The sequence below is a fragment of the Zestosphaera sp. genome (assembly GCA_038727705.1).
Lineage (GTDB): Archaea > Thermoproteota > Thermoprotei_A > Sulfolobales > NBVN01 > Zestomicrobium.
The window spans coordinates 78,035-92,074 of the sequence record JAVYVJ010000003.1 but is presented as its reverse complement, the minus strand read 5'-3'; the positions used below and the strand labels follow the sequence as shown (position 1 = coordinate 92,074).

The following is a 14,040-nucleotide window of genomic DNA, read 5'->3' as shown; positions in this document are numbered from 1 at the left end:
CGCTGACCTCCTTCCTATCCTTGAGGGGCTCTCCTTTGGTGTCCTTACGGAGGCACCTGGTCAGAGCGGTGGTTGCTGTTGCGGAAGTGACGTACGCACTTTGTTGATTGTATCGCCCATCGCTGCGTAGAGCAGTATCCAGGATATCGCGCCGAGCACGGGTATGAATATGGCTATGATGAAAAGTATGCCAGCGACTATGTAGAGTGTGTTACTGTATGCATCGTTCAGCTTAAAACACATTATTATCACGCCGACGTAGCCCAGCACCATAAGAACCACTCCAGCCAGTATTAGGAACACACCTACTAGGATTATTGTGAGCACCACGCCAACCATGATTAGAATCAACCCCCATATGTACTCTACTTTAATGAGTGTAGAGGATGTAGCGAATTCAGGGTTTGCGCGGGCCAGATCGCCGGCGCCCGGAACAAACTTGCTGTAGAAGCCTACGAGAGCCAGCACAGCGCCGGTGAGTGACAACACGCCACCGATAATGAGTCCCCCCTAGAGCAAGTGTTGCGAACATCCCCATGAATATAGACATTATGCCAGCACCTAGCAGGATCCAGGCGATGAATATCAGCAGTAATCCATCCCTCATCCTCGTTAAGGCATCAGCCACCGTTGCCCCCGAGTGAGTTAACACTGTAACACCCTACGTAGTATATGGGGCTCAAGTCATATATACGTCACGTGATGATGTCGGCTGAGGCCGGCCTAGGAGCCGTGGTTTAGTGAGCAAACGTTGTTCAGTGGCTGGCGCTTTTAAGTGTTATCGCATGGTTTAATATGCAGGCAACGAGGTGTGGAGTGCCTATGAACCGCGCTGTACTAATGTCAATGTTTGTACTTGTCCTGATGGCTGGGTTAACTGCCTACATGATCGTCAGCCAACCGAGCATTCAATACACATCCCCTAGTGCCAGCACCTCCGAGCGGACGTCGCCCCAGACCGGAGGGCCGTCCACCTCGTTAGAGCCCGTAATCATTGTTGACGCGTTGAACAGGACTGTGGTGCTTAGCAAGCCTCCTGAGAAGGTGGCTATAGTTGGGAAGGGCTCCAGATACTTGATTGAGGCGGCTTACATGTTCGCTACTGCGCCCCGCAAGACCGTGGCTCTTGACAGTAGTTCTACTGAAAATCCAGTATTGAGGTTAAGGGATCCTGACTTAAGCACAAAAACGCTGTTCAGCGGCTTCCCCAGTGCGGAGGAGCTCCTCAAACTTAGGCCGGATTTAATCGTACTGAAATCCTCATTCATGAGTCAAGGACGGGTGTATGAAGAGGCAGGACTAAGAGTGATCTACGTTGACGTTGAGACCCCTGATCAGTTCTACATGGCGGTATCCACGCTTGGTAAGGTCTTCGGGGAAGAGGTTCGAGCAACGGAACTCACCAATTTCTTTAGGAACATGACTAGGCTGGTCGAGGGTAAGCTGGAGGGCTTGACGGTTAAGCCGACCACTCTCTTCATATATTACGACGCTGTTAGGGATAAGGTCGTGAAGGCGCCTCCTGCAGGATACCTTCAGAGTGTGCTGGTCGAGATGGCTGGGGGTAAGTCCGTAAATAAGGAGTTGCCGGGTAGCAGTGCCCAGCCGGTGAGTCTGGAGCAGATTATTACCTGGAACCCGAATGTACTGTTCATCGCTACCTACAGCAACGACCCCTCGCCAGTCGACTACGTGAGGCAGGTACTCAGTAGCAGTGAGTGGCGTAACGTGGCGGCGGTCAGGGATGGCAGGGTGTACCCCATACCTGGAGGCCCATATTCTTGGGACATGCCAGGGCCTAAGTGGACGTTATGCCTCATCTACATGGCTAAGGCAATCCATCCAGATAGGTTTGCAGATGTCAGTGTGAGAAATATTACAGTAGACTTCTACGCGAAGGTGTACGAACTCAACCCAGCCGATGCTGAGGAGATGGCGTCCCGCGATCTGGAGGGAATCAAGTGGCTGGGCTGAGGGCACTTGGATTCAGGTCTGTTGTGATCTGCCTGCTAATCGCTGACTCCCTTCTTATCTTAACGTCAATTCTTTTTATCGGAAGGCTTCAGATCCCGCTTCAGGATTTAATTAGGTGGGACGGCCTAGCCAGTGTAGTTATTCCTCTAAGAGCCTCTCGAGTGTTCTTCGCCACCGTAGCCGGGTTCAGCCTGGGAGTCGCCGGCGCTGTAATGCAAGCAATCTTTAGAAATCCCTTAGCGTCCCCCGACATTCTGGGGGTCTCTCAAGGCGCTGCTTTCGGAGCCGCGCTCGGGATCCTGCTCTCTCAACCAATCCTCAGCGTCCAGATGCTCTCCTTCACCTTCGCTACAGCCTCCCTAGCCTTCACACTAGCTACCAGCAGGCTGATGAGATATGGGGATGAGGTGCTGAGGCTAGTTCTTGCTGGGATAGCGGTCTCAGCGCTCTTCAGCGCTGGGGTGGGTTACCTGAAGTACATGGCTGACCCCTACAATAAACTACCGCAGATAGTCTTCTGGACTATGGGCTCCTTCGCTTCTGTAACGTCTCACGAGCTGACCTGGACATCCCCTCTGATACTGACGTCGATCACAGTTCTTCTCATGCTTTCCTGGAGGATCAACGTCCTCTCACTCGGAGATGAACTGTCGAAGAGTCTTGGGATAGATCCCCTTACCGTCAGGACCCTCTCTATATCTCTGGTTGTGTTGAGCGTCTCTGCAGTCACCTCGGTCTCCGGGATAGTTAGTTGGGTTGGCCTCATATCGCCACACATAGCTAGAGGTTTAGTCGGTGCGGACAGCAGGAAGGCTATGCCAGTATCATGCTTGATAGGGAGTATCTTGTTGCTGATTAGTGACGACATGGCTAGAACTGTAAGCCCTTCAGAGATTCCGCTGAACATAGTTACATCGCTTGCGAGCGTTCCGATACTCATCGTGATCTTAAGCAGGGGGCTGAGGCATGGGTGATGAAGTGATTGTGTCTGTCAGAAGACTGAGTTTTAGATATGGCCCGCGATCCCCATACGTCCTGCGTGACGTGAGCCTAAGGATGTGTAAGGGAGAGGTAGTGGCGGTCTTAGGTCCTAACGGTAGCGGTAAATCAACACTACTGAAGATATTGTCGAGGATTGTTGGTGGGTACGAGGGGGAGATTGAAGTTGGTGGGAAGGGTCTGCTTAGTTACGGTCTGAGAGACTACGCTAGGATCACCGCCTACGTACCGCAGGAAGAGCACTTACCATTACCTTTCACGCTTTTCGAGTATGTGTCACTGGGGAGAACCCCTCATATGGGTTTGCTGGTGATGAGTCAGGATGACGTGAGGAGAGTTCATGAGGCAATCACTCGGGTCGGACTCCAAAACATCTACAGGAGGAGGGTGAGTGAATTATCGGGGGGTGAGAGACAGTTGGCCAGGGTGGCTAGAGCGTTAGCTCAAGAACCAACGATCCTACTTCTTGACGAACCTACCTCCCACCTGGACCTCGGTAATAGGGTCAGGGTGCTGAAGTTGATACGGGGATTTGCTAGAAGCGGGGGAGCGGCACTACTCACTACCCACGACCCCAACGAGGCGTTGCTCATCGCTGATAGAACCTACATCATAAGTTCAGGAACCATCGTAGCTGAGGGAAGGCCGGAGGACGTAATACGTGAGGATATAATGAGGAAGACCTACGGAACGGAGGTTCTCGAGGTGGATGCTGAGGGACGTAAGATCATAATACCTACATTACCTGAGTGATCCCACCCCTCATTGAAGGAAAGGCATTCCACGTTAGTAGGGTTTCATGTGCATCACTGAGCGGGGGGTGTGGAGGGTCTGTGGTAGGAGCTCTTAAGGAGGACTCTTGGCCTGGCGGGGTTTGATATTTTTGAGTAGGTCTAAACCCTATGTTCCAGGTGAGGAACTTGCTGTAAGAGCCACTCGGCCAGCTCAGCCGCGTTAACTATGTGATCTGCTTCCACCCTTAAACCGCTGTTGTACTCGTGTCTCACTAAGATCCTCACATCGGCCTCCCTGAATGCTGGTATGTCGTTAGAGCTGTCTCCGAAGTAGATTACCTTACTGATGTCAAGCAGGGTCTTGAGTACCCTGATTGCTTCGTCCTTACTTCTTCTGCTCACATGGATATCCGTGAACTCAGCGTAGTCACCCCACCTCATTACAGGATAGACGACAAGCCCGCTAGCCCTAGCCTCCTCAAGTATTGCGTTGAGTTCTTTAGGCATCCCGTCGCTTAGGGACCAGTAGACGCTTATTCCGAGCGGTATTCCTTGAAGGGTTTTACCGACGATCACACCCACCCTACCATTAAGTAGGGTAACGAATTTTGACTCCAGATCCTCGAGCGTCTTAGACTTCACACCCAAGTACACATTCTTGTCGACCACAGCGTAGTTGCCCGCCAGGATCTCCATACCATAAACACATGCGTAACCGTGGAGGTCAGGTACTCTCTTAAGCAGGAACCAGCAGTCCCTCCCACTAACCACTGCTACTTTATACTTGTTCATTAACTTTCTGAGGATCTCCATCAATCTTAAATCAGGGTCCCCGCCATCTGGGGTGGACACTATCGGGGCCAGAACACCGTCATAATCAAAGAACAGCCCGACTCTGTCCACCATTCTTACTTAACACCTCCGCTCCCTGACATTTCCACATTGCTTAACGGTATTCGTTAAGCGGGTTAAATATTTTTGAGGCTGTCTAAAACATTATCTTAGCGCACGTTCTCCTAGATGTCAGGATGTGTTAGCAGCTCGACATCCTTACACACTCAGCATTCCCGTATGCAGGAGGATTCTAGAACACTTAAAGGTCAGTAAGTCCTCATACATCCACACCTTCAAGCCATAATTGCACTGCTTCAGCGTAGGATTGGAGAATTTTCAACGAGGACGTGAACAATGTGATATGGACGTACCCTCAATTACTAGACAGACCAAAGGATGATATAAGAAAAAATTTATAAAAGTAAAGTAAAAAATTGATTTAGTGTAACACTCTGCTAAAACGTTGGAGGCGATGTGTGAATGGGTGAAAGGGAGGCGTGGGCCACTCGAGTGGGACTAATACTATCCATGGCCGGCAACGCGATAGGTTTGGGTAATTTCTGGAGATTCCCCAGGGTTCTTGCCGCCAACGGTGGGGGCGCGTTCATGGTACCGTACTTCATATCGCTCCTCCTGCTGGGTATACCACTCATGTGGGTTGAGTGGACTACCGGTAGATACGGTGGTAAGTACGGGCATGGAACGCTCGGACCCATGTTTTACCTGATGTCCAGAGAGACGCTGAAGCCGAGGTCAGCCCTAATCTTCGGAGTCATCGGCGGGATGCTGGCCTTCGCAGTGACCACCTTACTGAACTCATACTACATACACGTGATCGGGTGGACGGCCGCGTATGCCATCTACAGCGCGACAGGAGCCTATTACGGCGCTGACACCGTGAAGTTCTTCCTAAATCACATAGCCAACACGCCAATGGTTTTAGCTACGTGGCTCATACCGGTTGTCATACTGTTCATAGCGGCATATAGAGGCGTTTCAAAAGGTATTGAGACTTTCAACAAGGTAATGATGCCGCTTCTCTATATCTTCGCGGTAATACTGATGGTGAGGTCCATAACAACGGGTTCACCCATAAGACCTGAGTGGAACTCCGTAGCTGGTCTTGAGTACATCTGGAAGCCGGATTTCAACACGTTAAGCAGTAACTTCTGGCGAATATCGCTAGCTGCTGCAGGCCAAATATTCTTCACTTTAAGCCTTGGAATGGGCATCATTCAGAACTACGCATCCTACGTCAGGAAGGGGGACGATATAGCGCTCTCCGCCTTGACGACCACATCGCTGAACGAGGTTGCCGAAGTAGTGCTGGGGGGAACTATCGCGATACCTATAGCCTTCGCCTATCTAGGGACTGGGTTCATGGAGGGGATAAGGACTGGCGAGATAGGCTCGGCTGGCTTGGCCTTCATGGCGTTGCCGAACGTCTTCACAACGTTGGGGGATGTTGGAAAGGTTTTCGGCACCATGTGGTTCCTCCTCCTCTTCTTCGCTGGATGGACGTCCGCTATAGCTATGTACAACTACCTCACCGCAATGTTTGAGGAGGATCTCGGCGTGAAGAGGAAGCTGGGCGCGCTCCTAGTGTTTGTTATATACTTCCTGCTCGGTCTGCCAGTAGCGCTCGACCCGACGCTGACCTACTTCGACGAGCTTGACACGTGGGTAGGTAGCTACGTGCTGGTAGTGCTAGGATTCTTCGACGTCCTAGTGGCGGTTTACCTCTTTAAGCCGAGCAACCTCTGGAAGGAGCTCCACGAAGGCGCGTTAATGAAGGTGCCCACCATATTTAAGTACGTCCTAATGACCCTAACACCGATCTATATACTCATCCTCTTGGTTGGGACTACCTATGACTACTACGTCGGCGGGGTCTTCGCTAAGACAGACCCGCTTGTTGTTGCTGCTAGAGTGGCCATAGTGCTGGCGCTGGTGATAGGGGCGTTGGAGACCTATCACGGCATAAAGAAGAAGTATGCCAGGGAACTGGCTGAGAACAGGAAGTTAGTTATTGTAGAGTAGGTGATGTGTGATGCCTTTTGATCCTGCGGCGTTGTTCTTCCTGTTGGTGTCGTGGTTCTTCATCTTAGGGCTCATGACATACTGTTTTGTGAAGCTGTTCGGAGCTAGAGAGAAAAAGTCAGGGTAGCTCAAGAGGTCTGAAACCCAGTTGTTATTTTTTATTTTTAATAAGATATTATCCATATTCTCTCACGAGGTCTGGTGATCTTGGAGAGCGCTACTTTGTTACGTGAAGCACGTGATCTCCTAGTGAAGCTTGAAAATATGACATCTGCAAAGTTGATGAGGAAGCATATTGGGAGGGCTAGGGCTTCCCTAGACTATGTGGTAGAGAACATCAAGCATGACAACGTCGAGCTCGCTAAGCTCATAAACGGTAAGGTGAGGGAGGTCTACAGTAAGGCGTCATCGCTGAGGGGTCGAGAGTTATCGAGGGAGTTCGTGGAGGATGTGGAGAAGGTGGTCAGATGGTGCGGCCTTGCAGTATACGAGTTCACTGACAGGATAGCGGAGGTCAGGAGGGCTTACAGAAGCTATGTATTGGGTATGGTGGTTTTCTTCGTCTTGGGCGGGACGTACTCATTGCCCTTTGCAGTCTCAGCGCTCGTGCTGGCCCTTCCCTGCATAATGGCTATGTCTTTCCTGAAAAAGAGGAGGGCTATGGGCTATATGATGGCCCTCTCAACTATGCCCCTACCGATGGTGATTCTGGCGAATATATCGTATTACTGTATCTACGCATTGACTAACGCCTCTGAACGATCTGGTGTAGCATCGCAGTACGGGATGGGTGAATCCTACGCCACATTGTTCTTAGTGCTTCTCTTAGTGGGCAGTCTGACGGGTTTAGGACTACTAGCTCATTCCGCATACAACCTCTACAAGACTAGGGACGCATACATCTAACGTCTTCATTACGCAAGATCCATGAGTACTTCATAGCTCCTTTCATAGGGGCTTAGGACTTGCTTCGCGGGGGAAGCTCTATCACTTATTCTCGAGTCTGTATTGATTCACCTCTAATCCTCATCCCTCCATGCTCTGAGGATAAGCTTTTGAAGGGCAAGCCCAGAAGTATGTGTGGAGGATAGGAGGCAGGGAATCACAATAATCAGCACAGGTTCAATGACCCCGGAGAGTGTAATCCAACATCCCCGCATGAAAGGTGTCGATTAATGCTTCATGCAATAATTTAATTTCAGGCTGTTAATACTTACAGTTTTTTAAGCGTTTTTGTGTTTAGGATTATTTGAGGGAAAGCTTTTATGGTTAGCACAGAGCCTTTCATGCTGTATGTGAGCAAGAGGTTCTTAGATAAAGCTTCCAAAGCGTTTGGCCTTGGCTTGATAGTCAGGAAACCATTAGCGGATATTCTGAGGAAGATGGGCGTCGCTTTTGCCGAGCTTGAGAGGGATGAGGCTCAGAAGGCTCTTGACAGGGTTGCCGAGTCTAAGGGTGTGAACGTCTCCACCGCTCAGCTCATAAAGGGATTGGCGCTCGCCTTCCTGCTCCCCACAGGAGTGTTCATGGCTATGCTGAAGAAAGTCCTGTACAGAGCCGGGATCGAGACCGATGATTACATCATACTCGAGTTCCTTGCCGAGATCCCGAGGGCCTTCAGGCCGACGGTATTCTACGACATATGGATAGTCATACCTAAATCTGAGGAGGGAGCAGTTAGGATAGTTAACTTGCTCAGGGAGACGGTGGGGAGAGTAGGTGTTCCGCCATTAAGTGAGGAAGAATGGAGGGATGCGGAGCCCATCAGAGAGAAGCTTGCTGGGAAGGTTAATGTAAGAGGTCTAACTGAAAACCTGTGGGTTTCGATTCTAAGCTAGTGATTCAAACGCTACTAGTTGGAGGACTAGATTTTAAGACACCTAACCAGCTCGCTGAGTTTCTCTTTAACTTCCTCCTCCCTGTTCAGCAGTTCCTCCAATATCTTCTCCTCATCGATTGCACGCACTCTTCCGTCCTCGAGCACGAGCTTCCCGCCAACCATGACGTCTGTGACATCATCCCCCTCCAGGTAATTCACTACCGCGTCCACAGGATTATTCAACGGCAGAGTTTTGAGGGTCCTTGCGTCAAGTATTGTTAGGTCTGCGGCAAAGCCTTTCTCTACCCTTCCTACTCTGTCCCCGATCATCAAACCTTTCGAGCCTGTCATCATACTTAAAAGGGTGGTGGAGTCCAGGCCCGCCTTAAAGTAGGTGACTGCGTTGGCGACTGCCTTGCCCAATGCTTTGGCAACCTTTGCTTCATGAAGCAGGTCCAGCCTGTTCCAAGCCCCACCGTCGCTACCTAATCCTACCTTTAGATCCTCAACCCCCGTGAGACCAACCCAATGAGGACCCATCAACCAGGAGTCGACTGTCGGACACCAGCATACTCCAATCCCGTGCGTCCTAAGGATGTCAACTTCCTTTGGCGATAGGAAGACGCCGTGAGCTATGACCGCAGGCTTAATGTCCTTAAGCCCCCTCCTAACCATGTATTCGAGGGGTCTCATCCCGTACCTAGCGAGCGTGTAGTCAACCTCTCCCTGGTACTCACCTAGGTGAATCGTAAGGCCTAAGCCGTACTCCCTGCTAAACTCTATTACCTCTTCCATCAGCTCCTCTGAAACCATCATAACCTGCCTTATGCTCATCCACACACGAAGATTGGCACCTCTCCCAACATACGTCCTGTAAAGTTCTCTAACCCTCCTCATCACGCTCTGTGCCTCATCAACCCTCTCCTCAGATATGTCGTAAGTCGCGTAGGTAACCACCCCCCTAATACCTGACCTTAAAACCTCCTCAGCGAGTGTTTCTGCGTAGGGGGCCCCCGCCTCTATGAAGTACGTCACCCCGTTCTTCAACATGTTCACTATGCTCGCCTGAGTTGAGAGTCTCGCGAGACTCTCCCCCATTATCCTCTCGAACGGGACCAACACTTTAGTCCAGACTGGAGGTAACTGAAGCATCGCATCACTTATCGCTGATCTGAGGAGGTACTGCTGTGTGTGAGTGTGGCAGTCAATCAGGCCTGGAATGATGATGTGGTGCCTCCTCTCAACGACTTCGTCAGCTACGTACTTACTACGCATGTCGTTCTCCTCCCCTACGTCGACGATGAGGCCGTCTCTGATGGCCACAGCCCCCCTAGGAATGACTCGGTCAGCGTGGTCAAGTGTCAGAATATACCTACCGTACACCATGATATCAACCTTCTCCATCTGGAAACACCTAAACATAGTAGTTGGCAGACCACTATATATGGCTTCCTCATGTTAGGTTTAAGATTCCACGTGACGGTGTTCGGCAGGGGTTTTGCTGGAGTCCATGTCGTGAGGATCCTGTGACTCTATGCGTAGCTAGTGATGATTTAGAGTTACTTGTCATCGGAAGATAGTTCCACAGTACATGCACTGTAGTTCAAGCGGGTCATCCCTGAGTCTTCTGAGTCTTGACCTAACAGGCTCTCCAGCCTTATTCGATATGCAGGTTGGGTTGGGGCATTTCAGTAGATCCTCCACTATGTCAGGCACTGCTACTTTGAACTTCCTCTTGACTTCGTAGTCCTCAACTATGTTTATGGTTGCTGACGGCGCTACTAAGGCGATGAGGTTGAGTTCCTTAGGGTCTAGGAACTCATCCTCGATCTTCACTATGTCCTTCCTACCAAGTCTCCTGCTCTCCACGTTCATCAACACAGCAGTTCTAAAACCTTCTCTACCCGTTATGCCGAGCATCCTCAGGACTTCCAACGCTCTCCCGGCGGGTATGTGGTCTATTATGGTGCCGCGCCTTATCTTAGAGACCGTCAGCGTAGGGGAACTCATAACTCAACACCCACTATAAGTGATAGGAGTGCCATTCTAACTGGCACTCCGAGCGATGCCTGATGGAAGTACGCCGCGTATGGGGTAAGGTCTACCTCTGGTGCAATCTCGTCGACGCGCGGCAGTGGATGCAGAATTTTCAGCGTCGGCCTTGCTTTAGATATGGTCTTGAGGTTCAGCACGTATGAACCCCTCACCCTCTCATACTCCATCGGGTCAGGGAACCTTTCCTTCTGAATCCTGCTTGCGTACACCACGTCCACATCTCCTACGACATCCTCGAGATTCTCAGCGAACCTGTAATTCAGACCAAGTTCGCTAACGGTCCTCAGAACTTCCTCCCTAGGTCTCAGCAACGGTGGTGATATGAGGTACACTACCGTCGGCTTGAATCTGGTGAGTGCGTAGAGGAATGAAGTGACGGCCCTACCGTACTTGAGGTCTCCTACCACGGCGTACTTTAGACCATCCACACAGCCGAATAGATCCCTCACTGTGTAGAGGTCTATCATCGCCTGGGTTGGATGATGTTGTTTCCCGTCACCGCCGTTCACAACCGGATGGGTAGCCACTTCAGCGGCGAAGAGCGCTGCACCATCATATTTATGCCTGATGATTATTAGGTCGCTGTAGCTGTCCAACATCCTGATGGTGTCGGCAAGGCTCTCACCCTTCGCGGTGCTTATCGCCTCCTCCCCGCTCACCGATATCGTGTCGGCACCCAGCCTCTTCGCGGCCGCCTCAAAGCTGAATCTAGTTCTCGTAGAGGGTTCGAAGAATGCTAAAGCAACTATCTTACCCTCAAGCAGTCGGAGCTTGCCGCTGATAAACCCCCTGGCTCTATCCGCGTACTCAAACAAGACTTCCAGATCCTCCCGCCTGAAATCCAACACAGACACTACATCACGGCCTAGGAACGGATTACCCACGAGGGACCACGAAATACTTTGAAGCCGAGCTTATAAGCGTCTACTATAGTTCCCCAGCCAACAGGCGCTTACGATTCTCCACACTCACTATGGTACCTCACGTATCGATGAAGAGGGATCATTGGGTCTGTGCAGAAATCCTCGCTGATGGCTATTCTCCTAAGATCTTCGAGATCCACCTTAAGGTCGTCTGGCGGACTGATAACGTCTTTCTCCACCTCCATGTATTCCCTTGAATCCTCCTTAAGGCCTGCCAGCACCACAGGCCTCCTGAGAACCCAAGCGAACACAGTTGCTTGAGCCATAGCATACTCGTTTATAGGATAGAGCTTGAATTCGTAATAGGTGCCTGTAGATTCGTCGTAGAGATCCGGTTGAGCCCCTATTAATAGGGAGCCGCTGAACATCCTGAAGTGAGTTGGGGGTTTCACACCAACGATGTCAGCCTTAAGCAGGGTAGCGTAAGCCCTGTAAGCCTTAACCACTAGCTCCCTACTGTAAATTCCTTCAAGTCTCAGCCTGGCCGCGACCTTCCTGGCGAACCATCTGGGAACCTGAGTGTACCCAGTCCTCATGTATATATGATTAGCTAGAGTGTACTCCTCCTCGAAGATCTTGCCGAACTTCATCGAGACCTCATCACCTGCTGGAGGCTGGCTCAATAGTTTAGCAACATCGGACGCTCTGGCAACTAAAAGAGTGATCACCTCGCCACAGCACTTCCTGAAACGCTCATTCAAAGCGCTTAACCCTCTAACCATTTACTGAGTTGGAAGGAAATATCATTGCATGAGGCTTCCTGATAAATGGGTGATGTAGCCTGAGCAGCATCCGAGTCGGTGTTGAAAGTAAACCGTTACATGGATTTTTGAAGCATCATTATATGGAGGATTTGACTGGCGGTGAGGGTGGGAATGCCGCCAGGTCTCCGCGTTTGCTTGGGGGCTAACCCCCAAGTGGGTGGACGTGGGGACACGTTAAGGGGAATGATGACGGGGGACCTATGTCAGCCGCCTACTGCGAGCACCAGCCGTAAGTCTGCGAAGGTTTCTCACGCAAAATCATGGCGGAGGGTTCCGACCTCGAGGTCGGCAATGTTGGTAGGGGGGACAGTCTCGAATCCATAATAAACCACAGTAAGCCAGTCTGAGGGAGCCTGGAAGAAAGGGCCTGCTAGGAAGCCATTTTTAAACCTTAAACTGATAGCTATTTGGAGTGATGATGCATGGACCTCTCATTCGTGCTACCTGGCCTAATGCTAGGAGATCCTGTCGAGCTCACCATCAGACTAATTTTCATGGTATGGGGGTTCGCTCTGCTCTACCTAGGCCTCAGGAAGGTTGAGCCCCTCCTGATGTTACCTCTGGGGGTTGGTATGATCCTAGCTAACGCCCCCGCGTTGCACTTAGCTCAGTACGTGTGTGAGACCTTCTCAGCGACGGAGTTCAGCGCCAGCAACCTGGGTGGGTTGGCGGGCCTCGCCAATGTGGTGACTTTAGGGGATGTAGTCAAAGTATGTACACCGGAGTCCACCGCACTTCTCGCGTGGCTCTACCACTTGGTGGTTAGGACTGAGATAGGCCCCATAATGATATTCGTTGGTATAGGCGCTATCTCAGACTTCAGACCGCTCCTCTCATACCCTGTAGGGGCGTTGGTGGGTTCGGCGGCACAATTAGGTATTACTGTAGTTACTTTAGTAGCGCTCTCCACAGGTTTATTCAACTTACCTGAGGCCATGGCTATAGGAGTGGTCGGCGGTGCTGATGGGCCGACAACGATATATACTGCGACTAACATAGCACCCAACCTAATAGGTCCTCTCACAATCGCGGTCTACAGTTACATAGCATTAGTGCCGGTCATACAGCCGCCGATAGTCAGACTTATGGTGCCACGTAGCGTGAGGGGGATGAAGATGCCTAAACCCAGGGAGGTCTCCTCAAAGGAGATAGTGATCTTCTGGATTGTGGTGATCGCTGTTATAGCGTTCTTAGTTCCGGCAGCACTGCCTTTAGTGATAGCCCTCGCGCTGGGTAACATAGTCAGGGAGTCGGGGATAAGTGAGGTGGTCGCGAGGTATGGTAAGACTATATCGGATCCCTTACTTGACATCGCGACTATACTGACAATGATAGGTGTTGGGTCAACCCTCTCCTACGACTTCCTAACACAGTTCGTCACTGTTCAGACTCATGAAGCGTACTTGGCTTTCATAGGTAAGGCTTTCCTCATATTGGGTATGGGGCTGATAGCATTCGCCGTCTCGACTGTGGGAGGTATAGCCTTCGCCTGGCTACTCAACGTCGCGACCAAAGGTAAGGTGAACCCGGTCATCGGATGCGCCGGGGTGTCTGCAGTACCGATATCGGCTAGGGTGGCGCAACGTGAGGCTCAGTCCGTAGACCCCACTACATACGTGCTCTTCCACGCTCTAGCGCCGAACGTTGCCGGCGTGATAGGGACCGCTATAGTTGCTGGATACTACATATCCTTCGTTAAAAACTTCTACATCCCCTGAAACATGAGAGACTCAATTAATAGTCTGCGTGCAGATTCACATACTTAGGTGAGTACAGCGTACAGGTATCTAATAACAGTGGCCGGCGAGTTACCCATCAAGTCATGGCGGAGCAGACCCAAATTCTATAAGGTGTTACTGAGGAACATAGGGGAGTTGCTTAGGAGGAAGGGGGCTCTT

General features: G+C 51.0%; 13 protein-coding genes. 7 read left to right on the top strand and 6 right to left on the bottom strand.

The features are described 5' to 3' along the window. Positions 1-60 precede the first annotated feature (60 nt). Positions 61-486, bottom strand: a complete 426-nt coding sequence (locus QW772_07595; GenBank protein MEM0038770.1) for a DUF973 family protein — start codon at positions 484-486, stop codon at positions 61-63. A 336-nt stretch (positions 487-822) separates the two neighbouring features. Here QW772_07595 and QW772_07590 point away from each other — a divergent pair, with 336 nt between their 5' ends. Genes QW772_07590 through QW772_07580 form a run of 3 tightly spaced genes read left to right on the top strand, consistent with a single transcriptional unit; the run spans position 823 to position 3,726 of the window. Then, complete coding sequence (locus QW772_07590) at positions 823-1,974, top strand: ABC transporter substrate-binding protein (GenBank protein ID MEM0038769.1); 1,152 nt, start codon at positions 823-825, stop codon at positions 1,972-1,974. Continuing rightward, a complete protein-coding gene (locus tag QW772_07585; GenBank protein MEM0038768.1) occupies positions 1,962-2,948 on the top strand; it encodes an iron ABC transporter permease in 987 nt (328 codons plus the stop codon). Before QW772_07590 ends, QW772_07585 begins: the two co-directional genes overlap by 13 nt. Further along, positions 2,941-3,726 (top strand): ABC transporter ATP-binding protein, encoded by a 786-nt coding sequence (locus QW772_07580; GenBank protein MEM0038767.1) that lies wholly within the window; start codon positions 2,941-2,943, stop codon positions 3,724-3,726. The genes QW772_07585 and QW772_07580 overlap by 8 nt, the downstream gene beginning before the upstream one ends. A 140-nt stretch (positions 3,727-3,866) precedes the next feature. Here the strand turns inward: QW772_07580 and QW772_07575 are convergent, their stop codons facing one another. Beyond that, positions 3,867-4,613 carry an HAD-IIB family hydrolase gene (locus QW772_07575; protein MEM0038766.1) on the bottom strand — a complete coding sequence of 249 codons (747 nt, stop codon included), beginning with the start codon at positions 4,611-4,613 and terminating at the stop codon, positions 3,867-3,869. 408 nt (positions 4,614-5,021) lie between these two features. Here QW772_07575 and QW772_07570 point away from each other — a divergent pair, with 408 nt between their 5' ends. The 3 genes from QW772_07570 (at position 5,022) to QW772_07560 (ending at position 8,419) form a co-directional block, all read left to right on the top strand. Next, positions 5,022-6,581 carry a sodium-dependent transporter gene (locus QW772_07570; GenBank protein MEM0038765.1) on the top strand — a complete coding sequence of 520 codons (1,560 nt, stop codon included), beginning with the start codon at positions 5,022-5,024 and terminating at the stop codon, positions 6,579-6,581. Between the two features lie 282 nt (positions 6,582-6,863). After that, positions 6,864-7,487 carry an alpha-glucosidase gene (locus QW772_07565; GenBank protein ID MEM0038764.1) on the top strand — a complete coding sequence of 208 codons (624 nt, stop codon included), beginning with the start codon at positions 6,864-6,866 and terminating at the stop codon, positions 7,485-7,487. 380 nt (positions 7,488-7,867) lie between these two features. Continuing rightward, positions 7,868-8,419, top strand: coding sequence for a hypothetical protein (locus tag QW772_07560; GenBank protein ID MEM0038763.1), 552 nt, complete (start codon positions 7,868-7,870; stop codon positions 8,417-8,419). Between the two features lie 26 nt (positions 8,420-8,445). Here QW772_07560 and QW772_07555 read toward each other — a convergent pair whose 3' ends face one another. The 4 genes from QW772_07555 to QW772_07540 all read right to left on the bottom strand — a co-directional run bounded on the left by QW772_07555 (position 8,446) and on the right by QW772_07540 (position 12,079). Next, complete coding sequence (locus QW772_07555; protein ID MEM0038762.1) at positions 8,446-9,804, bottom strand: amidohydrolase family protein; 1,359 nt, start codon at positions 9,802-9,804, stop codon at positions 8,446-8,448. Between the two features lie 162 nt (positions 9,805-9,966). Then, complete coding sequence (gene pyrI, locus QW772_07550) at positions 9,967-10,410, bottom strand: aspartate carbamoyltransferase regulatory subunit (GenBank protein MEM0038761.1); 444 nt, start codon at positions 10,408-10,410, stop codon at positions 9,967-9,969. Continuing rightward, positions 10,407-11,339, bottom strand: a complete 933-nt coding sequence (gene pyrB, locus QW772_07545) for an aspartate carbamoyltransferase (protein ID MEM0038760.1) — start codon at positions 11,337-11,339, stop codon at positions 10,407-10,409. Before pyrB ends, pyrI begins: the two co-directional genes overlap by 4 nt. A 68-nt stretch (positions 11,340-11,407) precedes the next feature. Then, complete coding sequence (locus QW772_07540; protein MEM0038759.1) at positions 11,408-12,079, bottom strand: hypothetical protein; 672 nt, start codon at positions 12,077-12,079, stop codon at positions 11,408-11,410. 485 nt (positions 12,080-12,564) lie between these two features. Between QW772_07540 and QW772_07535 the strand changes: the two genes are divergently transcribed. Then, the gene (locus QW772_07535; GenBank protein ID MEM0038758.1) at positions 12,565-13,860 is read left to right on the top strand and encodes a sodium ion-translocating decarboxylase subunit beta; all 1,296 of its coding nucleotides are present in this window, start codon (positions 12,565-12,567) and stop codon (positions 13,858-13,860) included. Positions 13,861-14,040 lie beyond the last annotated feature (180 nt).